Source organism: Rothia mucilaginosa (assembly GCF_901875305.1).
Classification (GTDB): Bacteria; Actinomycetota; Actinomycetes; order Actinomycetales; family Micrococcaceae; genus Rothia.
Map to the genome: position 1 here is coordinate 182,818 of NZ_CABFLY010000002.1, position 24,763 is coordinate 207,580.

General features: G+C 57.8%; 21 protein-coding genes. 11 read left to right on the forward strand and 10 right to left on the reverse strand.

What is annotated here, in order from left to right:
- Positions 1 to 291: 291 nt before the first annotated feature.
- From JX292_RS02945 to JX292_RS02965, 5 genes are all read left to right on the forward strand, one after another.
- Positions 292 to 591 (forward strand): DUF4193 domain-containing protein, encoded by a 300-nt coding sequence (locus JX292_RS02945; protein WP_204861279.1) that lies wholly within the window; start codon positions 292 to 294, stop codon positions 589 to 591.
- Positions 592 to 721: 130 nt separating this feature from the next.
- The gene (gene dut / locus JX292_RS02950) at positions 722 to 1,165 is read left to right on the forward strand and encodes a dUTP diphosphatase (protein WP_204861281.1); all 444 of its coding nucleotides are present in this window, start codon (positions 722 to 724) and stop codon (positions 1,163 to 1,165) included.
- Positions 1,166 to 1,291: 126 nt separating this feature from the next.
- Positions 1,292 to 2,080 carry a DUF3710 domain-containing protein gene (locus JX292_RS02955; RefSeq protein ID WP_204861284.1) on the forward strand — a complete coding sequence of 263 codons (789 nt, stop codon included), beginning with the start codon at positions 1,292 to 1,294 and terminating at the stop codon, positions 2,078 to 2,080.
- Positions 2,080 to 2,613: an asparaginase gene (locus JX292_RS02960; RefSeq protein WP_204861287.1), complete on the forward strand. Its 534-nt coding sequence runs from the start codon at positions 2,080 to 2,082 to the stop codon at positions 2,611 to 2,613. The genes JX292_RS02955 and JX292_RS02960 overlap by 1 nt, the downstream gene beginning before the upstream one ends.
- Before the next feature lies 1 nt (position 2,614).
- Complete coding sequence (locus JX292_RS02965) at positions 2,615 to 3,475, forward strand: DUF3159 domain-containing protein (protein ID WP_204861288.1); 861 nt, start codon at positions 2,615 to 2,617, stop codon at positions 3,473 to 3,475.
- 125 nt (positions 3,476 to 3,600) lie between these two features.
- On the opposite strand, the gene JX292_RS02970 is transcribed toward JX292_RS02965, so the two are convergent.
- The 4 genes from JX292_RS02970 to JX292_RS02985 all read right to left on the reverse strand — a co-directional run bounded on the left by JX292_RS02970 (position 3,601) and on the right by JX292_RS02985 (position 6,610).
- A complete protein-coding gene (locus JX292_RS02970) occupies positions 3,601 to 4,461 on the reverse strand; it encodes an IS3 family transposase (protein ID WP_204861289.1) in 861 nt (286 codons plus the stop codon).
- Positions 4,461 to 4,868, reverse strand: a complete 408-nt coding sequence (locus tag JX292_RS02975) for a helix-turn-helix domain-containing protein (RefSeq protein WP_239653600.1) — start codon at positions 4,866 to 4,868, stop codon at positions 4,461 to 4,463. Before JX292_RS02975 ends, JX292_RS02970 begins: the two co-directional genes overlap by 1 nt.
- A gap of 270 nt (positions 4,869 to 5,138) precedes the next feature.
- On the reverse strand, positions 5,139 to 5,792 hold the full coding sequence (locus JX292_RS02980) for a potassium channel family protein (protein WP_204861291.1): 654 nt from the start codon (positions 5,790 to 5,792) through the stop codon (positions 5,139 to 5,141).
- A complete protein-coding gene (locus JX292_RS02985) occupies positions 5,792 to 6,610 on the reverse strand; it encodes a potassium channel family protein (protein ID WP_204861292.1) in 819 nt (272 codons plus the stop codon). Before JX292_RS02985 ends, JX292_RS02980 begins: the two co-directional genes overlap by 1 nt.
- A 125-nt stretch (positions 6,611 to 6,735) precedes the next feature.
- Between JX292_RS02985 and JX292_RS02990 the strand changes: the two genes are divergently transcribed.
- The 3 genes from JX292_RS02990 to dxs all read left to right on the forward strand — a co-directional run bounded on the left by JX292_RS02990 (position 6,736) and on the right by dxs (position 12,969).
- Complete coding sequence (locus JX292_RS02990) at positions 6,736 to 8,853, forward strand: APC family permease (RefSeq protein WP_204861293.1); 2,118 nt, start codon at positions 6,736 to 6,738, stop codon at positions 8,851 to 8,853.
- Positions 8,854 to 9,054: 201 nt separating this feature from the next.
- Positions 9,055 to 10,674 (forward strand): class I SAM-dependent RNA methyltransferase, encoded by a 1,620-nt coding sequence (locus JX292_RS02995; protein WP_204861294.1) that lies wholly within the window; start codon positions 9,055 to 9,057, stop codon positions 10,672 to 10,674.
- Between the two features lie 222 nt (positions 10,675 to 10,896).
- A complete protein-coding gene (dxs, locus tag JX292_RS03000; protein WP_239653604.1) occupies positions 10,897 to 12,969 on the forward strand; it encodes a 1-deoxy-D-xylulose-5-phosphate synthase in 2,073 nt (690 codons plus the stop codon).
- A 126-nt stretch (positions 12,970 to 13,095) separates the two neighbouring features.
- Here the strand turns inward: dxs and JX292_RS03005 are convergent, their stop codons facing one another.
- From JX292_RS03005 to JX292_RS03025, 5 genes are all read right to left on the reverse strand, one after another.
- The gene (locus JX292_RS03005; RefSeq protein WP_204861295.1) at positions 13,096 to 13,629 is read right to left on the reverse strand and encodes a Rieske (2Fe-2S) protein; all 534 of its coding nucleotides are present in this window, start codon (positions 13,627 to 13,629) and stop codon (positions 13,096 to 13,098) included.
- A 24-nt stretch (positions 13,630 to 13,653) separates the two neighbouring features.
- Positions 13,654 to 14,907, reverse strand: coding sequence for an HRDC domain-containing protein (locus JX292_RS03010; RefSeq protein ID WP_204861296.1), 1,254 nt, complete (start codon positions 14,905 to 14,907; stop codon positions 13,654 to 13,656).
- Between the two features lie 153 nt (positions 14,908 to 15,060).
- On the reverse strand, positions 15,061 to 15,495 hold the full coding sequence (gene msrB / locus JX292_RS03015; RefSeq protein WP_049347611.1) for a peptide-methionine (R)-S-oxide reductase MsrB: 435 nt from the start codon (positions 15,493 to 15,495) through the stop codon (positions 15,061 to 15,063).
- Positions 15,496 to 15,620: 125 nt separating this feature from the next.
- On the reverse strand, positions 15,621 to 16,121 hold the full coding sequence (gene ybaK / locus JX292_RS03020) for a Cys-tRNA(Pro) deacylase (protein ID WP_204861300.1): 501 nt from the start codon (positions 16,119 to 16,121) through the stop codon (positions 15,621 to 15,623).
- 248 nt (positions 16,122 to 16,369) lie between these two features.
- Entirely contained in the window at positions 16,370 to 17,380 is a 1,011-nt protein-coding gene (locus tag JX292_RS03025) for a YeiH family protein (protein ID WP_204861303.1), read from the reverse strand.
- Positions 17,381 to 17,680: 300 nt separating this feature from the next.
- Between JX292_RS03025 and zapE the strand changes: the two genes are divergently transcribed.
- Positions 17,681 to 18,736: a cell division protein ZapE gene (gene zapE / locus JX292_RS03030; protein WP_204861312.1), complete on the forward strand. Its 1,056-nt coding sequence runs from the start codon at positions 17,681 to 17,683 to the stop codon at positions 18,734 to 18,736.
- Between the two features lie 185 nt (positions 18,737 to 18,921).
- Here the strand turns inward: zapE and cas3 are convergent, their stop codons facing one another.
- Positions 18,922 to 22,071 carry a CRISPR-associated helicase Cas3' gene (cas3, locus tag JX292_RS03035; protein ID WP_204861320.1) on the reverse strand — a complete coding sequence of 1,050 codons (3,150 nt, stop codon included), beginning with the start codon at positions 22,069 to 22,071 and terminating at the stop codon, positions 18,922 to 18,924.
- A 368-nt stretch (positions 22,072 to 22,439) separates the two neighbouring features.
- On the opposite strand from cas3, the gene casA reads away from it, so the two are divergent.
- On the forward strand, positions 22,440 to 24,128 hold the full coding sequence (casA, locus tag JX292_RS03040; RefSeq protein WP_204861328.1) for a type I-E CRISPR-associated protein Cse1/CasA: 1,689 nt from the start codon (positions 22,440 to 22,442) through the stop codon (positions 24,126 to 24,128).
- Complete coding sequence (gene casB / locus JX292_RS03045; RefSeq protein WP_204861337.1) at positions 24,121 to 24,735, forward strand: type I-E CRISPR-associated protein Cse2/CasB; 615 nt, start codon at positions 24,121 to 24,123, stop codon at positions 24,733 to 24,735. The genes casA and casB overlap by 8 nt, the downstream gene beginning before the upstream one ends.
- Positions 24,736 to 24,763: the final 28 nt, after the last annotated feature.

The window sequence follows — 24,763 nt, forward strand, 5'->3', positions numbered from 1 at the left end:
GAAATGTGGTGCACGGAACGCAAACTACCTTCCAGGGTACAGTGAAAGCGCGCAAAATCAGTAGTGCGGGGGCTTGTTTGAGCCAAAAAATATGCTTCGTACCATCTTTAATGCACAGAATATGACATCGTATATGCCCAAAGCTCGTGTTGGATTAGACAAAAGGGTGTTCAATGGTGAACAATACCTGGCATGTCGTCACGGGCGTAGCGGCGGCATGGAGAACGTGAAAACCAGCGTGGCGCGACGACCGTAGCCACAAAATCAATAGATTCAACGGAGCGTGAAAGTTTGGCAACTGATTACGATGCACCTCGCAAGCAGGACGAAGAGCAGGGCGAAGAGTCCTATGAGGAGCTTAACGCGCGCCGTTCCGACATGCAGTCCGGCGCGGTAGATGAGGACGAAAACAGCGCCGCCGAAAGCTTCGAGCTTCCCGGTGCTGACCTCTCCAACGAGGAGCTGAACGTCGTGGTTCTGCCTGCTCAGGACGACGAGTTCACCTGCGCATCCTGCTTCTTGGTTCGCCACCGCTCGCAGATTGCACGCGAGGACGGCGGCCTGTACTACTGCGTCGAGTGCGAAGGCTAATATTTCAAGGATGGGTAACCCCCACCCCATAGACACCTGAACGGGGCGAGTGCCACACGGCACCGCCCCGTTGAGTATGCCTCCGCACTCGCTATGCGGAGACGAGCACACACATCCCGAAAGGACCCCGATGAACCCCCTCAACGTTCACATCAAGCTGCTCGACCCTGAGCTACCCGCCCCCTCCTACGCCAAGCCCGGTGACGCCGGCGCAGACCTGCGCTCGCGCATCGAATTTGAGCTGGAGCCGGGCGAACGCGCACTGGTTCCCACCGGCGTGGCCATCGCCCTACCCGAGGGCTACGTGGGTCTGGTGCATCCGCGTTCGGGCCTGGCCACTAAGCACGGTATTACCATTGTTAATGCGCCCGGAACCGTTGACTCCGGCTACCGCGGTGAGCTGATGGTCACCCTGCTCAACACCGATAAGACGAAGACCTTCCACGTGAGCCGCGGCGATCGCATTGCTCAGCTGGTGATTCAGAAGTACGAGCACGCGACTTTTACCGTCGTGGAGGAACTGGACGAGACGGAGCGCGGCTCCAGCGGCTTCGGCTCCAGCGGCGTGCACTAGGGCCCGCACGGGCCCGTTGCGTTGCGGCTCGCGCGCAGAAACGTACCTCCCCTCAACGGATTCTGACGGATTCCCGGGCGGAGAGAACACAACCCGCACCCGGGGTGCGGCGAAAGGTGGAACACCATGTTCGGATTTGGTAAGAAGAAGAAAGCCGAGGAGGCCGAGAAGGCCGCCATCGACAAGGCTATCAACGAAGAAATTGAGGAAACCAGCGTCGAGGTCGAGGAGCTGAAGGAGGAAGAAAATTCTGCCGAAGTCATCCAGTACGATCGCGTAAACGGCCCCCACGACATTGAGGAGGTCAGCGAAGAGGACCTCGAAGATTACGTCAACCTGGGGGCCCTGCGCATCAAGATGCATGAAGGTATGAACCTGCGCATCGAGACCGATGACGCGACCGGTTCGGTGATTGCCGCCACCATCACCCGCGACGGCGCAACCCTGCAGGTGCAGGCTTTCGCCGCTCCTCGTACCACCGGCATTTGGGATGATATCCGCCACGACCTGACCGAATCCGTTGCCTCCCAGGGCGGCAAGGTCGAGGTGTATGCCGGCGTGTTCGGTGCTGAGATGCTGACCCGTATACCCGCCGTCACCCCGGATGGCAAGCGTGGCGAGCGCATTGCCCGCTTTGTGGGTGTGGACGGCCCCCGCTGGTTCCTGCGCGGCGTCATCTCCGGTGCCGCGGTGCTGGGTGATGAGGCGGCCGCCGCCTCCGTGGAAGAAGTCTTCCGCGACGTTGTGGTGGACCGTGGCGACGACCCTCGCCCGCCCCGCGAGCTACTGCCCATGACCCTACCGGCCGACCTAACCATCTCCGAAGACGACGCTGAGGTTGAAGAGCCGAAGGAAGACCACCAGGAGCTCCGCCCGATGCCTCGTCGAGGCCCTGAGATTACCGAGATCGGCTAATGTCTGGCTTTACACGTCATCCGAGCGCGCTCGTGGTTCCCGAGGAACACCCGATTGCTCCCGGCTACCCCGAGCGCTTTCGCGTGCGCCTCGCCGGTCGCGTGGAGCAGGTGTGGTTGCCGACGGCCGATAGCAAGCCGATGTACCGCGCTGAGCTGCTGGTTGCCAAGTCGAAGCCGCTGCAGTGGGCGAACCCGCGTGCGCTCATCGGCATGCCCATTGTGGAGCCGCCGGGCGAAGATTTTGACGAAGAGGCGGAGGCCCACGCAGACACCGGGCAGCATTTGAACACGGCATCGCTGGCCACGGTCACGTCGCAGCTGGAAACCGTGGATGTGGCTTTTCCCGCCTACCCGCCGTTCAACTACGGCGACCGGGTGATGCTCAAATGGCAGGGCCAGCAGGTGGTGCCGGGAATCCTTGCTGGTGCGCTTCTGCGCTGTTCGGGCGTGGTGTCGATTCGTGCGAACCAGCCGATTATTTACAATCCGCGCTACGAGATTGTGCCGCAATTCTTTGTGGAGAAGGGATAACATGAGCTCCGAGCCGAACACCCCCGACCGGAAGGCTGAGACGGCCGCGCACGAGAGTGTGGCCGACGCCTCCGCCGCGCAACCGAGTCAGGTGAGCGAGCGGAACGAGTCGTCCGTGTCGTCGCATCAGTTCGCGCAGGCGGTGAGTGCATCCATGGGCGCAAATATGCGTCGCACCGCCAACGGTGATGTGGATGTTCTGCACGCTATCGGCGGTTGGCGCGGCCTCGTAGAATCCTCCCTGCCCGCGGTGGCGTTCCTGGTGCTGTTTACCGTGACCAAGGAACTGAACCTTGCGCTGATTGCCGCGCTGGTTGCGGCCGCAGCCTTCACTCTGATTCGTCTGGTGCAGGGTTCCAAACTGGTGAGTGCCCTGACCGGCCTGGTGGGCGTGGCAATTTGCGCCTTCGCGGCCTACCGTACGGGTAATGCGAGCGATTACTTTGTGGTGGGTTTCTGGACGAACGGCTTGTACTCGCTGGCTTACCTGGTGTCTATGGCGGTGCGTTGGCCGATTACGGGCCTGATTTTCGGTTTTATCCGCGGAGAGGGCCTGGCGTGGCGGCAGAATCCGGTGCGCGTACGCCAGTACATGCTGGCTACCTGGATTATTACGATTCTGATGCTTCTTCGCCTGGTGGTGCAGATGCCCCTGTACTTCGCCAACGCGGTGGAGGCGCTGGGCGCCACCCGTCTGATTATGGGCCTGCCACTGTACGCTTTGGGTGTGTGGTTGGCCTGGCGTGTTTCGGCCCCCGGCGAGGTGCAGTCGGGCGAGGCTTCTGATGCTTGTGATGCTTGTGATGCTGAAGAATCTGAATCACCCGAGACTGCCGAGGAAGGCCGTAGCGCCGACTGCTAAAACCTCGAAGTATGTGCACCCCGCCCACAAACATGCACGAGGTGAAACTTTTAGAAACAGGTGAAAGCCCCGGAACCCGCAATATGAACTGCGCCCCGAAACTTGGACGCATTAAATAGTAACCGTTACACGGCTTCCCGCAGGGCCTGATCCCGGTACTCTACCGGGGTCAGGCCCCTAAGCTTCACCTGACGCCTTACTGTATTCCAGTGCGTAATGTAGGCATCAAGGTCGACCTTGAAACTCTCAAAAGTTGGCCAATCCTGGCCACGAAAAAACTCGTCCTTAATATGTCCAAAGACCTGCTCAGTGGCACCATTATCGATACAGTTGCCTTTACGTGACATACTCTGGATAAAACCGTTCTCAGCGAGCATACTGACGTAAATCTCGTGCTGATACTGCCACCCCATATCCGAGTGCAAAATCGGCTCGACCCCTGCAGGTTTAGCATCCATGAGCATCTGAAGCATCTCTTGCTGCTGGGCAAGATTAGGACACATCGAGATGGAGTGGGCAACAATCTCCTTGCTGGCAAAGTCATAAACCGGAGCGAGATAGGCCTTACCGAAGGAAAGCTTGAACTCGGTAACATCGGTACCCAACTTCTGCCAAGGACCAGTCGCCGTGAAGTCGCGACCGATGACGTTAGCGAACCTTCGCCCCACCTCCCCCTTGTAGGAGTTGTACCTGCGGTAAGCCCTCTCACGGCGTATACCGCAGCACAGCCCCATCTGACGCATCATCTTCAAAACCGTCTTATCAGCGATACGCACCCCTTCCTCAGCGCGCAGGCACATGGCCACCTGCCTATGACCGCACCCGTTGGGGGTTCGCGAAAAGATCTGGGCGACCTTGGGACGTAGCTGCACTCTAGTTGGCTGCTGGGGGTGAGCCAGCGCGTAGTAGTAGCTCGACCTGGCAAGGCCAGCAGCCTCAAGGAGGTCGTACAGCTTGTGACCGCGCCCTGAAAGCTCAGCGACCACTAGGGCTTTGTCCCGGTTTGGGAGCGCCTGTGCGCCTTCAGGGCAATCGATTTTTTTAGGTACGCCACCTGCGCCTCAAGCTTGCGCACACGCTCGGCAAGTTCCTCCTCACGCGTTGGTGGCACCGCCCGCACCGACCCCTTCGGCCTGCCTTTGGGCTTAGGCTTAAGCGCCTGCGCGCCGCCCTGGCGGTACAGCCTGCACCACTGCTTCAACGGTGTCGCACTTGCAATACCGAATCGCACCGTCGCCTCAGGCTTACTCATCCCACCATCAACCACGGCCTTCGCTGCGGCGACCTTGGTCTCATAGTCGTATCTGGCCTGCTTTACTCCCATGGCAAGAAACCCGTCCCTCCCGATTACGCGGTACATCTTCTGCCACTCTCTCACAGTCGCGGCAGACACACCAAGCTTCCTGGCGGTCAGACGATAGCCACATCCTCTCTCAAACATTTGCGCTGCTTGCTCCCGAAGCAGACGATCATGTCTTAATCCCAGGTTGATAGACATGAAAAGCCTCCCGTTTCTTGGACTTTATTTTCGTTGTCCAAGAAACGGGAGGCAGTTCAATAGGGTTCCGGGGCTTTCACTGTCTCACAATCGGGGGAGGGCTACGGTACCTGGCATACGAGCCAGTTTCCCGGGCAAAACCTCCGGCCTGAAGACTGAAGAGATTTACGCGAAGAGAGCTCGAATCTGATCCTCACCGGCAATCGTTGTGATGAAGAATAGCTCATCGCCGCCCTCGAGCGCGACGTCGGGGCTCGGCGGAATCGGGGCGCCATCGCGCAGAATTGCGGTGAGTACCGTATCTGCCGGCCACTGCACGTGATCCACACGGTAACCGATGACGGGGTGGCCATCAGGCACCGTGTACTCAGCCAGGGTCGCGCCACCGGCCTGCAATGTCAGCAGACGCACGACGTCGCCAACCTCCACGGCCTCCTCGACCAGCGCGGTCATCAGGCGCGGGGTCGACACGGCCACGTCCACACCCCACGAATCGTCGAAGAGCCACTCGTTGCGGGGGTTGTTCACGCGGGCTACGGTGCGCGGCACACCGAACTCGCTACGGACCAGGAGCGATACCATGACGTTAGCCTTGTCGTCGCCGGTTGCGGCGACCACCACATCCGCCTTATTGGGGTGAATCTGACGCAGTACGGACAGCTCGCACGCATCGCCGATGTGCCAGCGTACACCCGGCAGGTCGGCGCGCTTCTTCGCCTCGGGCTTGGAATCGATGATGGTCACGTCGTGGCCGTTCATCATGAGCTCCTTGGCGATTGAGGCACCCACGGAACCAGCACCTACGATAAGTACCTTCATTACTTCTCCTTAGGGGTCTGGCGTGGGTGGCCGAAAAGCTGGCGAGGACTGGGCAGGGAGGAGGGGGTCCCGGATTCACGGGGGGCCCTAGTGGAGGGGGTGGAACGCAACCAGTCCATGCTTGCGTCAGCGCGGTACTCCACTTCGTCGTCTTCGGTGCGCGGCGGGCGTGAGAGAATACGCGTCACGTCAGCAACGTCATCGGTGCGCATCATGATGTGCACGCTATCGCCTTGTTGGTAGGCGCTATCGGGGCGGGGGAGCATGCCTTCACCAAAGCGGGTAATGTAGGCGATGCGCACCCCGGCGGCGCGTTCAATGTCGACGAGCGCGTGACCGGCCCATCCGTCGTCCAGCGGAATCTCGGTGAGCATGAGGCGGCCCGAAGGCTCACGAAAATCACCTTTTAGAGCCTGTTCGGGTAGCAGGCGACGCAACACCTGGTCGGTGGACCAACGCACCGAGGCCACCGTCGGGATGCCCATGCGCTGGAAAAACTCGGCGCGGTTGGGGTCGTACACGCGAGCTACCACGTTCTTTACTTTGAACAGCTCGCGGGCCACACGTGCGGCAATGATATTCGAGTTATCACCCGATGAGACAGCTGCGAAGGCGTAGGCCTCGGTAATTCCGGCACGTTTGAGGGTTTCCTGGTCGAAACCCACACCGGTCACTAGCCGACCGCTAAAGCCCTTACGTAGCGGCTGGAAGGCGCGCTCATCCTGATCGATGACGGCCACCGTATGCCCGGAAGCCTCCAGCGTGCGGGCCAGCATGACGCCCACGCGTCCGGCGCCCATGATGACAAAGTGAGGCATGCTTCTCTCCAAATGTTGATAACGCGCTTGAACGCATACTCTTCCAGTGTAATTGAACCGCTCATTGAATTGAGCTTTGGGGCCCGGGAAGATAGCCTTAATGGGTGAGAAATCGTTGGGACAGGATGCGCATCGCCCTGATCGGTCGGCCGGTCAGCACGCGGAACTTTTCGGCAGTGACCCTGCCGAAGCGGTACGCCCTGCCCCTTTTTGGTGCCGACGGTATCTCCTCGGTGGCTTACGCTGCCGACCAGACGATTTTGACTCTGGCTGCGGCGGGCGCTTCGGCGCTCGCATTCTCCCCGTGGGTCGGCTTGGCGGTCGCCCTGGTGGGGCTGGTGGTTATCGGCACGTACCGCTACAACATCAGCCAGATTGCTGCTGAAGGCGATATTCAGCTGGTGCATAAGAAGCTGGGTGCTTTGCCGGCGGTTATGATGGGCGCTTCCTCGCTCATGGACTACATGCTGACGGTATCGGTGTCTATGTCTTCGGCGGCTACATTCCTTGTGGCGCTGTACCCTGAGATTCAGGATTGGCGCACAACGATTGCGGTATTGCTCATTCTGGGCCTGACTCTTGCGGCTCTGCGCGGCCTGCAGCTCATGGGCAAGATTGCTCACTGGCCTTTGTACATCTTCTTGGCATTACTGGGGATTACCCTGATCATTGGATGGGTGCGTGCCTCCATGGGGGCCCTACCCGTGGCTGAATCCGCCGGTTACGCTATTGTGCCGGAGCAGGGTAATAACCCCACGGAGGGTGTGGCGCTCACACTGTTGCTGGCTCGTTCTTTCTCTGGTGGTGCGGTCGCTTTCTCCGGCGTATCGACGATTTCCAATTCGGTCCGCTACTTCCGCCCGCCTAAGAAGTACAACGCGGCCCTGACCATGATGATGATGGGTGTCATCACCTCCGTTTTGTTGGTGGGTCTGCTGAGCCTGGCTTACCTCACGCACGTGCACATGGTGCATGACACGACTCAGTTCCTCTTCATTGATGGGCACACGCCGGGGGAGTACTTCCACCAGAAGCCGGCTCTCTACCAGGTGGCTCTCGCGGTGTATCGTGACACCCCGATTTACGCTCAGCTACTGGTATTTGCGACCGTGGGTGTGCTGATTATCGCTTCGATTACCGCGTTTACCGGCTTTCCTATGATTGCCTCGTCTCTGGCGGACTATCAGTACGTGCCTGTCTTTTTCCGAAGCGTGGATTCGCGTGGCTTGTACACCAACGGCGTGCTGACCCTCGCGGGCTTCTCGACCGTGCTTACCATGCTCTTCGGATCGGACGTCTACTCTTTGATTCAGCTGTACATCGTGGGTATGTGTATCTCCATGGTCATGGTGCAGCTGGCCGTGGTGCGTTACCGCACGCGCCTGTTGCGCGTAACCCTGGCCCAGATGCCTCGCCGCGCCCTCCTGCGCGACATCGCGGTTTCCGCCCTGGGTATGACCGTCACCGCTGCCGTGCTCGTCGTGGTGATTGCCACGAAGCTCGGTGCCGGTGCCTGGCTCTCCCTTGGAATGATTGCCCTCATGGTTGGAGGTATGATGCTCACTCACCGCCACTACGCCACGGTTGACGAAGCCATGGACATACCGCTGAACGCCGAGTCCGTGGCGGATGTGGCGGCCTTGCCCTCGCGCGTGCACGCCATCGTGTACGTGGAACGTGTGCGCAGGCCCGCTGTGCGTGCCCTCTCGTACGCACGTGCCTCGCGCCCATCAACGATTGAGGCGCTCACCGTCAATAACGACCGTGTGGCTCTCGACGCTGTGAAGAACCGCTGGTATGCCCTCAACATTCCCGTGCCGCTGTCGGTTATCAATTCGCCCTACCGTGATACCGTGCAGGCTGTGGTTTCGTATATTCGTCGACGCCGCAAGAAGTCGCCGCGCGACATCCTGGTTGTGTATCTGCCCGAGTTCGTGGTGGATCACTGGTGGCAGCGTATTCTGCATCGCCGTACGGTACGCCGCCTCAAGAAGGCTCTATTGCACGAGCCGGGCGTGATGACTGCGACCGTGCCGTGGGCCATGCATGAGGATGAAGTGTACGATGAAATCTTCGATCAGCGTCTGCAGACCGAAGATGCCTCTGAAGAGGGAAACACCACGGGGGAGAACCCCACCCTGGCCCCGAATGTTACCCGGCCTGCGGGTGGCGGTCGAGAGCTCACCCAGAGCAACCGTCACGCGGTGTACCGTGGCCGGTTGCATGAGGATTCCGCGTCGTAAACTCGCGGGGCTTCCTGAGAAGGAGGCAGTCTCGAATGAGCACGTGCTGAAAGGCTCATCCTACTTACCACGCTCTACGCATTCTTGCCCGGCATGGTGAGGGCTTCGCCGCGCTTCACTGCGGGGGAGCGTCGAAACCCGAGAGCCAGAATATTTCAGTGTAAAATAGTTCACATTAAGTGATGATTAGGAGACAATGTCGTGACTCAACACACCACTGGCCCCGTAGTCGCCTCCGCAGAAGCAGGCGGTTACAGCGTTGGCCAAATCCTCACCGTCACCTGTGAAGCACCCGCCCATGGAGGCTCCTTCGTCGCCCGCACCGCAGAGGGCGTTATTTTCGTTCGCCACGGCGTAGTCGGTGAGCAGGCTCTCGTACGTATCACCTCCATCGGTCCCAAGCGCCGCTACTACTTCGCGGACGTCATCGACGTTCCCGTGCCTTCCCTTGCCCGCCGCCCCCACCCCTGGATACAGGCCGATGCGCTCGCTAGCGCCGAGGAGCGCGCCGCTGCCACCGGTGTGCCGGAGCTACTGGGTGGCATGGAGTATGGCCACCTTGCGCTGGACGAGCAGCGCCGCTACAAGACCGAGATTGTGCGCACCCAGATTCACCGTCTGGGTGGTCTGCCGCTGACCTCTCCGCTGCTGACAAACCTCACCGTTGAGGAGTTGCCCCTGCGCGATAACTCCGAGGGGCTGTCCTGGCGAACCCGCGTGCGCTACGCCGTGGCCCGCGTGCGTGAGGAAAACGCTGAGGGCCGTCCCATCGTGACCTGGCGTGTTGCTATGCACCCCTACCATGCCTCCTCACCGGCCCCGGTCGTTGATTTTCCGCTCGCGGCCAGGGAGCTACGCAACCTGCACCTGGAGCAGCTGAACCTGCGCGGTGTGCGCGAGGTGGAGGCGACCGTCTCCTCCCGCGGCAGGGTACTATTGCAATTTATTGTGGACCCGCGCTTCTCAATTGACGAGATTGCGCGTGCGGTAGAGGAGCAGGCCACTGAAGCGTGGGGACAGCTTGCTAAGCGTAGGGTGTCCCTCTACTTCACGCCGCAGTCAACCTCGAACGGTAAACCTAAGCGTCGCCGCCCCGGCGCATCCCATACCCCTTACCGTCGGGTGGAGGAAAGCGACCGTCTGCTTGGTGCCGGTCTGCGTTCGGTGACCGAGGAGGTGACCTTCGGCCCCCGTCGCTTCAGCTATCAGGTTTCGGCTGGCGGATTCTGGCAGATTCACCGTTCGGCTCCTTCGACCATGATTGCGGCGATGCTGACCATGTTGCGTCCGCAGGAGGGTGAATGTGCTCTCGACCTGTACGCCGGCGCGGGCCTGTTCACAGCGGCCTTAGCCGATGCTGTGGGCGCCACTGGAACGGTCATTAGTATTGAGGGTTCCCCCGTGACCCACAAGGACGCCCGCTCTAACTTTGCGCCCGACGGATGCTCCCGCACCGATAACTCGGCGCAGACCCGTATCGAGGTGATTCGCGGTGACGTGGCGCGCCACCTCGTTGATTTGAAGACCGCCCGCGATTTCGAGCAGATTCCGCCGATTGATGCCGTGGTTCTGGATCCCTCGCGTGAGGGCGCGAACCGCACCACCTTGGAGCGTCTGAATGCTCTGGATCCTGGCCGCATCCTGTATGTGGCCTGTGACCCGGCGGCTTTGGGACGCGACACCGGTATTCTGCGTGAGCTCGGCTGGGATATGGTGCAGTTGCGGGCCTTCGATATGTACCCGAATACGCACCATGTTGAGAGCGTGGCGCTCTTTGAGCGTGCGCCGGCCAAGCCGCGCCCTCGTCGTCGTCGCAAATAGGTATTTAGTTGGTTGCGGCTCGTTCATCGGTAGAAGGTGGATGGGCCGCGGACCGACGTTGAGATGGTGGCTGATTGGTCCTGGGACCCCACCGAAAGAGGGGAAGATTCGTCTCACATGACGGTGACACGAACCTGCTTTTTAGCTCCTTAAAAGGTAAAATCATTGGAGAGCCAACGCACGGGATGAGCCGTGCCCTGAACCCTTGAGGAGTGTGGGTGTATGTCCGCTGAAAATGCGTCGCCGCAGGAGAATGACCCGAAGGCCACCACCCCCGAAGCACCCACCGTAGATTACAGCCTCGGCGATGGTCACACGGCCCGTCTGCTACCCGGTATCAAGGATCCCTCTGATCTGCGCAACCTGAGCTATGAGCAGCTGGAGGAGCTCTCCAATGAGATTCGCCAGTTCATCGTGACGAACGTGTCGGCAACCGGTGGCCACCTGGGCCCGAACCTGGGCGTCGTGGAGCTAACTCTTGGCATTCACCGCATTTTTGATTCCCCGAAGGACAACATCCTCTTTGACACTGGCCACCAGTCTTACGTGCATAAGCTCGTGACCGGCCGTCATGCGTTTAAGACTCTGCGGCAGAAGGGGGGCCTCTCCGGATACCCCGACCGCAATGAGTCTAAGCATGACATTATCGCCTCTTCGCACGCCTCTAGCTCTATCTCCTGGGCTGACGGTATTTCGCGTGCTAACCGCATCAACGGTGAGGATGACCGTTACACCGTTGTGCTCATTGGTGATGGTGCGCTTACCGGTGGCATGGCCTGGGAGGCTGTGAATAATATCGCTGCTGATCGTAGCCGCAAGGTCGTGATTGTCGTGAATGATAACGGCCGCTCCTACGCGCCTACCATCGGTGGTTTCGCTAACCAGCTTTCCGAGCTCAAGCACGGTGTGCAGCAGCAGGTGGACCGCGTTCGTTTGGATCACCGTTATGACCGTGCTCTCGATGCGGTGCGTGTGGGCCTGCAGCGAGGCGGCCCCGTGGGCCAGATGATTTACCGCGGCCTGCACGGCATGAAGGCTGGCATTAAGGACGTGGTGGTACCCAAGGGCATTTTTGAGGACCTTGGCATGAAGTATGTGGGCCCCATCGATGGTCACGATCAGCAGGCTGTGGAGAACGCCCTGACCGCCGCAAAGAACTACGCCGGCCCGGTCATCGTGCATGCCATCACCGAGAAGGGTCACGGTTACGCACCCGCTCGCGCCAACAAGGACGACCAGTTCCACGCGGTCGGCCCGATTGATCCGCTGACCGGTCAGGCTGTTTCTAAGAGCACCGCTGAGTCCTGGACCAGTGTCTTCGGCCGTGAGATTGCCGATATTGCCGACGAGCAGAGCAACGTCGTCGGTATCACCGGCGCGATGCTAATTCCCGTGGGCCTGCGCGAATTCCAGAAGCGCCACCCCGACCGTGTGATTGACGTAGGCATCGCCGAACAGCATGCCGTCGCCATGAGTGCCGGCCTCGCCTACGGCGGCATGCACCCGGTCGTCGCCCTCTATGCGACCTTCCTGAACCGCGGCTTCGACCAGCTACTCATGGATGTGGCCCTGCACAAGGCCGGTGTGACCGTGGTCCTGGACCGCTCCGGCATTACCGGTCCCGACGGCGCAAGCCACCACGGCATGTGGGACTTGGCGATGCTACAGTTCATCCCCGGCCTGCATCTGGCCGCTCCGCGTGACGGTGCAACTCTGCGCGAGGAGCTGCGCGAAGCCGTAGCCATCAACGACGCCCCCACCGTGATTCGCTACCCCAAGGGGTCCGTGGGTGAGGACATCCCTTCCATTGAACGCCGCGCTGACGGCGTGGACGTTCTGGCCCGTACCGGTGAACCGCATCCGGAGACCGGCCAGCGCGACGTTCTCTTCGTTGCCGTGGGTGCTATGGCCCGTGTGGCCCTGGAAGTTTCCAAGATCCTGGCTGCCGAGGGTATCCAATCCACTGTGATTGACCCGCGCTGGATCATTCCCGTTCCCTCCTCCGTTGTGGAGCTGGCCCGCGACCATCGCATCGTAGTGACTATTGAGGACGGCGTGCGTGCCGGTGGTGTAGGTGCGCGCATCCGACAGGAGATGCGCGCAGCAGGCGTTGATACGGCTCTGAGCGAGCTGGGTCTGCCTGCTGAGTTCATCCCGCACGCATCGCGCGAGCAGATTCTGGAAGAGGTTGGCTTGACCCCTGAGCGAATCGCCGCGGATGTGCGTGCCCAGCTGGCCGGCGACAAGGTGCCCTTCGCCCGCGAAGAGGGGCAGAAGCCCCGCCACACCGCGTAGCCGTACCGCATAAAGGCTAGAGACACGAAAGCCCAGCTACCCCGACCGGGTAGCTGGGCTTTCTGCGTTCTTCATTTTCTGTGCTTTTCAACGATGCACGGCATGAAAACGAGGCGGAAGCGGAACCTATCCGTCACTTCCCACAAAAATACGGCCGTCCTTCACCTGCACCTGGTAAGTCTTCAACGGGGTTTTCGCCGGGCCGTGCACCACCGAACCGTCGGCGGGTGCGAACTCCGAACCGTGGCAGGGGCATACGATGCGAGTCGAATCCTGTACCTGCAGCTGGCATCCCTGATGCGTGCACACGGGGCTGTACGCCTTGTACTGACCCTCGGACGGCTGAGCCACAATCACGGTTGTGGTACCGTGAGTCAGCTTAGCAGCCTTACCCACGCCCACCGAAGATGCGGCGGCCATATCCACGGTCCCGTCGGGCACGGTGACCTTCGTGCCGCCACCCTCAGCACAGGAAGCCAGCGCCGCGGTGGAGGCCAGGGCCCCGGTCACCAGGGTCGTTCGGCGTGAAAACAGACGGGACGAGGCCGACTTTGCATCCGACGCAAGGCCGGTTTCGGCAGCTGCCGCGGGCTTGACCGAAGCGGATTGCTCCTGAACGCTCGCCTGCCGACAGCAGGAACAATTCTGAGAAGTAGACATAAATCCTCTTTCGTTGAGCAAAAGCTAACCCAAATGCTTTGCGAATACCGGTGCGATTGCGGGGGCGACCAGGCCGGTCTGCCAGGCGCGTGCGCCGTAAGCGGCCAGCGCATCCCTCAGGGACTGTTCGTCGTGACGGGCCGGAGGTTCCCAGCACAATCGGCGCACATAATCGGTCGTTATCAGGTTCTGCGCCGGAATCGTCAGACGCTCGGAGAGGTCGTCAATCACCTGGCGAACCTCGGTGAACAGCGCAAGATTCTCGGGGCGCTTCGACTCCCACGCCTTCAACGGGGGAGGAGCGGTCGAGGGCAGGGTGTAGGGAACCGCGTTCTCACCGCGGGCCGCGGATGCGATAGCGCGCACCCAGCGGGGACCCTCACGGCGCAGACCGCGCGTCTGAAAACCGGGGATGGCCATCACGGCCGGCACGTTGCGGGGCATGGTGCGGGCCGCCTCAATTAACGCGGAATCGGGCAGCAGGCGCTTCGAATCGATGTCCTTCTTGCGGGCCAGCGAATCACGTTCAACCCACAGGTTACGTAGTGCCGTCAGCTGCTTGACCGACCGCAGGGTCGTGCGACCCTTCGTCTTGCGCCAACGCTCCGGCTGATCCGTGGGATTCTTTACCGGTGACGCACACAGGTACGCAAACTCTTCCTGCGCGTACTGCAGCTTGCCCTGTTTGCGGAGTAGCTCCTCCAGGGCGTCGCGCAGGTCAATGAGCACGTCAACGTCCAACAGTGCGTAGTTCAGCCACGATTCCGGCAGGGGACGGCGCGACCAGTCTTCCTTCGAGTGTTTCTTCTCCAGCCTGTAGCCCAGAAGCTCCTCAACCGTCGCGCCCAGATTCACGCGCTTCAGGCCAGCCAGACGCGCGCCCAGCTCGGTATCGAATAGGCGCTTGGGGCGCATGCCCAGCATGTCGAGGCTTGGGAAGTCCTGAATCGCCGCGTGAATCACCCATTCGGCGTCGGCCAGCGCATCATTAATGATTCGCAGGTTAGAGAAAGCCTCCGGATCAATGAGGTACAGCTTGTCCTCACGTTTGAGCTGCACCAGGAATGCACGCGAACCGTAACGGATGCCCTGCGCACGCTCGGTATCAACCGCCACCGGGCCTGAGGCCGCCGCCAGCGATTCGGCCGCACGGCGCAACCCGCTTTCGGTGTTAACCAGCGTGGGAATCGGCGTTGAGGGGGTGTCCAGCGGAACAACCTTGGGAACCTCAATCTCCTGAAGGGCCAGCGAATCGTTCGCTTTAGCTGCGCTACTCATGGAACCATCCTCTTCTGACGCTCAGGTTTGTGCACGGAATCGCCCCGGGCACACCATACCGGCGGCCCCCAAAGGCACTAAGCCATTCTACCCGCCCCAGCTGAGAGGCTCGAATTAGGGGAATTTGGGTGGCCCCGGGGCCGCTTCTGGATGCTATTCCTCTTCGGCCTTTTCGTTCTCGGCCGGGGTGAGGGTCAGGCACACCGAGTTAATGCAGTAGCGCAGGTCGGTGGGGGTGGGGTAGCCCTCACCCTCGAATACGTGGCCCAGGTGCGAGTCGCAGGCGGCGCATCGCACCTCGACGCGGCGCATGCCGAACGTCGTGTCTTCCAGGTAGCGCACGCGGTCCTCGGCCAGGGGAGCGAAGAACGACGGCCAGCCGCAGTGCGAGTCGAACTTCTGGTCCGAGCGGAACAGCTCCGTGCCGCAGGCCCGGCAGGAGTAGATGCCTTCGGTGTGTGTGTTCCAGTACTCGCCCGTGAAGGGACGCTCCGTGCCGCCCTCGCGCAGCACCGCATATTCTTCGGGGCGGAGGACTTCACGCCAATTCTTTGCGATGGTGCCGACACCCGGCAACGAGTTACCCATGGGATTCTCCTTTAAATCGTTGATCTGTACACATGCATAACGCGGCGGCGGAGGAATATATTTCCTCAACCGCCGCGGTGCGCAGCCTGTGCCGATATATTCTGTCGTGGGGCAGCACGAGGCTGTTAGGCGCGGATATCGGCGTACTTTCCGTTGGTGAGCTTCAGCAGGTCGTCGGGGGCGAGCTCGACGTCCAGTCCACGCTTGCCTCCGGACACCATGATGGTATCGAAGAGCTGGGCGCTTTCGTCCAGGAGGGTGGGGGAGGGGGTCTTCTGGCCCAGCGGAGAAATACCGCCCACCACGTAGCCGGTGCGGCGTTCGGCGACCTTCGGGTCGCACATGGAGGCGTTCTTCCAACCCAGCGCAGCGGCAGCAGCCTTAATGTTCAGCTTGCCAGACACCGGCACGATCGCGACGGCAAATTCCTTTTCGTGCACGATGAGCAGGGTCTTGAACACCTGCTCCTCGGAAGCGCCGAGGTTCTTCGCGGCCTCTTCGCCGAAGGAGGTCACGCCCTCGGTGTGTTCGTATTCGCGCATCTGGAAGGGGGTGTTCGTCTCGGTCAGCAGTGCTACGGCGGCGGTTGCTGCGCCGCTCTTCTTACCTTTAGTTTTCTTAGCCATACAACCATTTTACGGAAGTCACCATGCGCCGTTACCTATGCGCTGATACCTATGCGCCGAGAAGCCACATGTGTTTCGAAAAGCCACCATTATCGTGGCTTCTCGAAACACATGTGGCTTCTCAATGGTTATGGGGTTATTTCAGTAGCCCTTTTTCCTTCAGCTGCTCTTGAGAAAGCGAGCCAACGACAGTCCAAAATCCATCTGATTTGTCTACGTTCTGAGGTAGCCTTTAGGCTCCCTTTTTCTTAGTAAATACCGATGAGTAATTGCATGCCAAGACTAGTCAGGATGATAGCAATCCAGCAAAGGGCTCCAAGAAGAATGGATTTTCCACTGGATTTGATCATAGCAATGAGGTTGGTTTTGAGACCAATAGCACTCATAGCCATGATGATGAGGAATATGGAGAGTTGTTTGAGAGATGAAAAGAAGCTATTGCTGACACCGAAAGATGTGAGAAGAGTAGTTAGCAGAGAAGCTAGGATAAAGTAGAGAATGAAAACGGGGAAGATTTTTTTAAGCTTCACTCCTTGGTTGTTGCCTTGTTGACGGTTTTGCCAATAGGAGAGGAAGAGAACGATAGGGATAATAGCTAGAGTACGTGTCAGCTTGACAATAGTTGCAGGCTCAAGAGTGTTTACATTGTAAAGACTATCCCAGGCACTAGCAGTAGCTGTCACAGAGGAAGTATCGTTGACCGCAGTACCCGCAAAGAGAGCAAAACCTTCGTTGGAAAGATGGAGCCAAGAACCTAGAGTTGGAAAGATAAGAGCTGCCAAGACATTGAAGAAAAAGATAACAGAAATGGCTTGGGCTACTTCTTTTTCCTTGGCGTGAATAACAGGAGCAGTCGCTGCAATGGCAGAACCGCCACAGATAGAAGATCCAACTCCAATCAAGGTAGCTAGCTTTGTATCAAGGTTAAAAAAGTGTTGGAAAAAGAAAGCTATAATCAAAGCAATTGAAATAGTTGAAAGGATAACAGGAAGGGAAGATTTTCCAACTGCGAAAACTTGTGAGATATTTAGTCCAAACCCAAGCAAAATAACAGCATACTGAAGCAGTTTTTTGGAGCTATAAGTCAAACCGGCATCCAGTTGTGTATAGGAAGTGAGAAAGGGATGGAGAATCATTCCGATAAAAATGGCGAAAACAGGTGCTCCCACAACAGGCAGAAATCCTCCTAAAACCCAAGAGATGATAGAAATGATCAGACAGACTAACAGTCCTGCCCAATTTTTTGATAGAAATGACATAAAAACCTCCGAAAATAAACAGTCCTCACTATAATCTTATTTGTCAGAAAAGTAAAATAGAAAGTAGGGATACAGACCCAGCCCGAGGAGCGCACCACCTCAGCCTCCGCACCCGAACGCCCATGCCCTGGCATTCCCGCCCTCCGCGTCCCAGCCCAGCAGCCCCTCCCGCATATCCCACCCTACCCCCTCCCCATGCCCGTAATGTGGCGGGCAACTCACCACCCTCACGCGCGTGCGCTGACAGTACTACACTTAAGGCGAGTAGTAACATCGCCGTCACTGAAGAAAAGAGTTTTTGTGCCCACCACGACCGTACACTTGACCGACCGCATCCCGCGCGTGTCTGCTGATGAGTTGCTGGCGGGTTTCCGCCCGTCAGAGCGTTTTGGAGAGGTTTCGTTCGACACCTATATCCCCGACCCGAACCAGCCTTCGCAGGCTGAAGCGGTGCAGAAGCTCAAGGATTTTGGCGACAAGATTAACGGCGGCGGTTCCGGCGGCGGCTTTTTCGGACGACTCTTTGGCGGCAAGAAGAAAGACACCTCGAAGGCCGGCCTGTACCTTGATGGCGGTTTCGGTGTGGGTAAGACCCACCTGCTGGCTTCGCTGTGGCATTACGTGGACGGTCCGAAGGCGTTCGGCACGTTCGTGGAGTACACGAACCTGGTGGGCGCGCTGACGTTCCGCAAGACGGTTGAGGCGCTGAGCGGCTACAAGCTGGTGTGTATTGACGAGTTTGAGCTGGACGATCCGGGCGATACGGTGCTCATGTCCCGCCTGATGCGTGAGCTGGCCGATGCCGGCGTGAAGCTTGTGGCAACCTCGAACACGTTGCCGGGTGCCCTGGGTGAGGGCCGTTTCGCGGCGGAGGATTTTAAGCGTGAGATTCAGGTGCTTGCTTCGCAATTTGAGGTGCACCGTGTGGACGGTGAGGACTTCCGTCACCGTGGTCTGCCCGATGCTCCCGAGCCGGTGTCTGACGCCGAGTTTGACGCGAAAGTTGAGGAGGTGTTCGCCGGTAAGACGGTGGGCGTCGATAACTTCGCGGACCTGGTGGATCACCTGGCGAAGGTGCATCCCTCGCGTTACCGTCAGCTGATTGACGGCCTGCAGGGTGTTGCGTGGCGTGATGTGCAGCCGATTACGGAGCAGTCGGTGGCGTTGCGTTTTGTGGTACTGGCTGACCGCCTGTATGACAAGGATTTGCCGATTGTGTCTTCGGGTGTGCCTTTTGACAAGGTATTTACCCCGGAGATGCTGGCTGGTGGTTACCAGAAGAAGTATTTCCGTGCGGTGTCTCGTTTGACTGCGCTGGCTCGTGAGGGCCTGCTGGGTGAGGATGCGGAGCGCTAGTTCCGCTGTTCGCCTGGGCTGAGCTTTAGCCGGCTCGGGTTTTGGCGCGCTGTTTGTGCAGAGCCTCCGAGTCTCGAGGCCCGCCCGGTTTGCCTGGTTTACCTGAACCGCGCTACATGTCGTATATGAAGACCCCCACCGGGTTGCCTTTGAAAGCACCCGGCGGGGGTCTTTGTTTGTCTTGGCTAGTCTTTGTTATCCAGCTTGAAGCTTTGCAAGCCTAGCTGGGTGGTGTACACCAGTTCGTAATCGCAGAGCCTGTACGAGTACACGCCTGCTTCGACCTCTTCGAAGGGCAGGATGAGTTGCCCCTCTAGAATGAATGATTTCTGCCAGTTTTCGATGCGTTCCTTTTCCAGTTGGTCGAGTGCGGCATCGAAGCGGAGTTTTCCACCCTTAACCCGGTTCTTGGGTGCATCTGAGTACTGATAGGGGAGTCGAATTGACGAAGCCGCAAGCTGCATGCTCTGCCAGTAAGTCGGAGGCTCGTCGGCTGAAGCATCAAAACGGAGAGAATCGCCCTCGTCTGTACTGCTGACGGAAGGCAAGAGTCGGTAGCTTTTAATAGCACTCTTGAGATTGCCCGGGTTGTTTCGCTCTACTACGATTGCAATAACCTCCAAGGAGGAGTCGGTATCGCGAACCTTTGCCTCGCCGATTTGCTCGTCAGAGAATCGTTGATCGTCAGCCTTGAGGAGGCGCTTCATGCAGTCAGCCATGGTGCGCTGTTCACCATGAGGCGCGCAGAGCAGATAGCCTTTAGCGCGGACATTGGCTAGATCCTTACCCTTATCGCACTCCTGCTTGGCACTTTCAAAGACTTCTGACCAGGCACTAGGAATCTCAGCAGGGGCATTTTCCTGGTAGGTCTTCTGCACCAGTGGACTGATGTCCGCAGGAATTCGAATAGGTTCACCGTCGAAGTGGGGGAGTAGCTGCGCGTAGCTGCTGAGCAGGATCATCGGCTCGTAGACTGCCTTGGATCCACGCGGGAAGTCGGGTGCCTCATCGTGTGATCCGAAAGTTTCAATTCCTCGCACGTAGCACACTGGCTTACGGTATGCGGAGGTGCGTTCTGAGTTGCTACGGCTATCGTGACGGTGCAGGCGTCCCATGCGTTGAAGCACCAGGTCGACCGGCGCGAAGTCGGTAATCATCACGTCAAAATCTAGGTCAAGCGACTGCTCGATGACCTGGGTACCCACCACAATGAGGCGGTGTGGGCGCGAGGAATCCTCCTCGTATACTTCGCTATAGTGCGCCTTCTTGCCGAGCTTCGAGACAAGGAGTTCTTCTTGCTCGGTGCGGTGCGTAGCGGTAAAGCGAGAGTGAGTGAGGATTACGTGCTCTTCACCGAACTGTTCGCTCAGGAATGCGTGTATCTCCTGGGCCCGTCCAACAGTGTTGCAGATGACTGCGGCACATCCGTGGTCATTAGCGAGCGGTTCGAGCACGTTCAGGACGCTTTCGGGGCTGTCGTCAATGAGTTTCAGCTCGATTTCGGTTTGCTCTACAGGCTGTTCAACCTTCCATTTCTTGGGAGTTCCGTTGTCTTCGGCGGTGAGCGTGTGAATGACGGGGTAATCCAAATCAAGAGGAGAAATTTCAGTTACGGCAGGTGTTGAAGGTGCTTGATTTTTCGCAATATTCGCCATCATTCGCGCCATCATGTCATTCTGGGGCGCCGATGAAGACGCAGGTGCGTTGTGCTGCGGCTCCGCCCCAATTTTCAGACCATTGGCATAGCTCTCCATGAGATCATCACGAATAGCTGATGGTAGGGTTGCCGACATGAGTATGACCGGCGCATTCATCTGACCTAGCCAGTAGAGCGCAGCGGAAAGGTACTTGCTCATATATGCGTCGTAGGCGTGCACCTCATCAATGATGATGACCTTGGATGCAAGGCCAAGGTATCGGAGCATCACATGCCGTGCTTGCAGAGCGGTCATAAGAACCTGGTCGATGGTGCACACAACAAAGCTGGAGAGTAGCCCTCTCTTGGTGCCGCTGAGCCAGCTGTGTCGTGCGAGAGACGTTCCGGGGCGCAGGGTTTTTCGGTTGTTGTCTCGCGCAGAGGCAGAGGGCTCATCAAAAATATCTGCTTTGGAGAGTGCTTCGTAGGACTTGTTGAACCGGTTCTTGGAGTGTCCCAGGAACATGGAGTGCGGCTCAATAGGTTCGCCGTGTTCTTGTGCCACAATGTTTGTCTGGTATTTCACCCATTCGATAACACGGTCAAAGAGAGCATTCGAGGTTGCCTGGGTCGGTGCCGCGAAGGCAACGCCGGTACGACCGGTCGCCTGCGCAAGGAATTCGGCCGCGATGAGGCCGGCTTCGGTTTTACCTTGACCCATGGGTGCTTCGATGCACATCATGCCGCCGCTTTGCATGGAGCGTGCCGCTTCGACTACGACTTCCTGCATGGGTCGTAGGGTGGGATTCTTCCACCCAAAACGGGATGCGTAGAGGTCAGCAGCGGGGGTGTCGGGGTTGGTATCTAGTGCGGCAATCCAACGCTGTTCGAGTCCGAGAGCCTGCCAGCCGATGCGCGCTCGCTGTTCCTGTTTGGCTGAACCGAAGGTTCCCATGGGGAAGAAATCGGGGTTTGAAGCAATCCAGTCTGACATGATGACGAAACCGGTAATACAGAACTGCACGGAGACGGGGATAGTCTGTCCATGCTGTGCTAGCTGTTGCAACGCCGAGGACGCGCCGAAGCGTTCCAGGGTGATGTCGTAGAGTTCCTGCCAGGTTGCATGCCATTTGGGGGAGAGGCGCTCCAAAATGACATTGCTCAAATCTGTGGAGGCAGGGAGATAGTCTGCGGGTGTGCCATGGTGTGCGCCAGATATGCTCGCGAGAGTTACAGCAACTTCACGCGGCATGTTCTCAATATTGCTGGTGAGCAGGTGAATGAGGATGCTCTGGCTATATTTACTGTGGGGGCATCGCAAACCGCTAGTGGGAGTGACGAGGTCTTCGGGGAACTCAAAGTCCTGTTGTTCGATACGGTGACGGTACACGGCAAGGTTTTCGTCACCTCGTTTGTCCAGTTGGCCTGAGAATTCTGGGGTTGCCTTACCCATGTCGTGAGTAGCGGTGAGCCAGCATACCAGCGCGCGTGTATCTTCCATAGAGAGATGGAGATGCTCACTGAATCGTTTCTGTAGACCGGGCGCGAGCCATGTGTCCCAGAGTTGGGCGGCTACAGAACCTGCATCGAACATGTGCTGAACGAGGGAGAGGCCGCGAGTGGGGGATTCCTTGTCTCCTGTTTTTGCCCAGAATGATGCTGTTTCAGGTGTTGAAAGATGCTCAGGGGCGGGTGCCATGATTCTCCTTAGACGGTAGACTAATGCGTACCTCGCTGCGGTGCGAGGCGTATGTTCCCCGAAGCAGACGGGGATGAGCCAATGCGATTATTTATGGCTGATGTGCTCCCTGCGTGAGCGGGGATTCTGTGCTTGTTTCGATTGTATGCCAAAAATATTAAACATGCGATTATTAGATTGCAGATTCCCTTGACTTAACCTTCTTGATGGTCCTATGATGAACTCAACAAGCCAATGAAGGCTCTTCAAAGAACCTCCTGACAAGGCTTAATTACCTGGTCTACTCTCATTGTGGACCAGAGTCCGATATTCTGCTCGCTTGTTCGTCATTCGACAGGGAGCTGATCTCAAAGAAGAAAGGAGTGGGAATGGTTGTCATGGAAGAACCTCAATTCAACCTGCTTGACGAATGTTGGATACCTGTATTACGGGTGGACGGAAGAAATGTTGAGGTTTCTCTGAAAGACTTGTTTGTTCATTCCTATAAGATTCGACGGATAGACACTGGTGACCCGTTGCAAGATACGGCTATTTTGGGCGTTGCTCTTGCTGTCTTTGCGCGTGCCACTTTTCTTAGCGAAGGCGTTAAGACCTTCGGTGGCGTGGCTCCCTGGATTCGCCAGATGCGAGAGTCCGATGCTGACAATCTGGCTGCTGTACTTGGGTACCTTGAGTACTTCAGGAATCGTTTCTGGCTGACTGGAAGCGACCGTCCCTTTATGCAGGTATCTGAATTGGGGCCTCGAGGAGGTGGTGTTTCAAAGGTGAAATTGACTGATTTGTTTCTTGAGTCACGTGTCAGTACAACAAAACGACCACAATTTACAATGGTTGCAGATGCTGCCTTGAAAACTCTGACGTATGCTGAGGCAGCTAGGCGTCTTATAACTTTGCAAGCTTATGACATCTATGTGCCTCGTGGAGCCGCTGCTGGAGACCCTAGAGAAAAAGCTGGGAAAGTATACGGTGTATCAACAGGTTGGTACGGAGCAACTGGCAAGGTAATTGTTCACGGAGCTAACCTGATGGAGACCTTGCTGTATAACCTCGACTATGAGCAACTGACCGCCGAATCGTTTGAACATGATTTGCCGGTTTGGGAGCGCGCTGAGCCTGATACCGCAGCACCGCGTGCCTACACCGGAGGCTCTGCTTCCCAATATAAAGACGTAGCAATCCCTGCGAAAGGTATGTGCGAGATTCTGACCTGGCAGTCACGTCGTATTCGTCTGCAACATGACGGGCACTGTATTGTTGGGGTTTTTATCGCTAATGGAGACAAATGGTATAACAAGGATACTTATGTTGACCACCTAACAGGATATCGCCGTAATAAGAAGCTGGAATGGGTTCCTAGACTTCATACGGCTGAGCACTCGCTGTGGTACGGGGCTAGCTCTTTGCTAGCTTGGCTAAATCCGGAGTCAGATGAGCAGAACAAGCCAGCTCCGGTAATTCGTCAGCTTGGATTAGGCCGATACTTTCCTGTAGATACTGTAGTTAATGTGCAATTAGTTGGTGTTCAATATGGGGACGTTTATGGTTCATTTGTTAGCCAGGTTATCTCTGAATATGTCCCTATGGAACTTTCCCTGCTAACTGTTGAAGGGGCATCGGTGTCCCAGATGGTATGCGAGAACATTCAAGCCACTATGCATGCGGCGGATGCACTGGGGCAGTTCGCAGGCAACCTATTGAAAGCCGCAGGTAAGGAATATAAGTTCTGCTCTGATGTTACAGAAGCCCTGCTCCACCGCATGGAAGATTCTTTTCGTCAGTGGGTTGTTCTCCAGCACTCTTCTGAAGATATTGTTCTTCAGAAAAAAGAATGGCAGAAAACAGTGCGCCTCGCAGCTATCCAAGAAACTGAGCTCTTGATAAATAGCGCTGGTCCTAAAGCGATGATGGGAACGTTTGTGAAAGATCGTTTGGGGAATGAATCTTTCTACAGTGCAGCTACTGCTAGGCGGCAGCTTGAAAGTCGTCTGCGTAAGATTATCCCCCTCGCTTACCGGGACTCTACATCTAACTCTGACAAGGAGGAAACCAATGAGTGATTACACCGCGCAAGATGAGCTGCAACGTTTTGTCGTGGCAAAAGTGATGCGCCTGTACCACCAGAAAAGTAACGGGGTATCATCGGCCGCTGCCCAGCTGGCGCAGCTTCGCCGAGGTGTGGGTGCATCACCCCTTCAGTACCCGGAACTCTTAGGAATCATCCTGGAAAAGGAAGATGGTACTGAAGGCATCCCTGAAGAGTACCGCGGCAAGGGCGACCAGCCGAGTAATGCGGAGAGCGCCGCATACACTGCGCTGACTCTTTTTGCCCTGCATGAGCAGTCACAGAACCAGCCTATGCATGTTGCGGGTGTTTCTTTCGGTCAGGCAGTCGGTCGCTTGGTCAGTCAGACCACTTCTTCAACGAAGAAGCGTTTTGATTCTCTGCTGACCGCTCAGACGGAGAACGCGCGCCAGCATTATCTGCGTAGCCTGATTACTCTGCTCCGTTCCGAAGGTATTGCCTTTGATTACGGTCGATTTGCGGTGGATTACATGCGTCTTCTGAATCCTATGACGCGTCAAAAGGTGCTGTACCGCTGGAACCGCGACTTCTCCTACGGACTCATCCCTGCTCGCGATGATGCGAGCAAAACTGCTAAGTAACTATCACTCCTGAAAGAAGGAAAACATC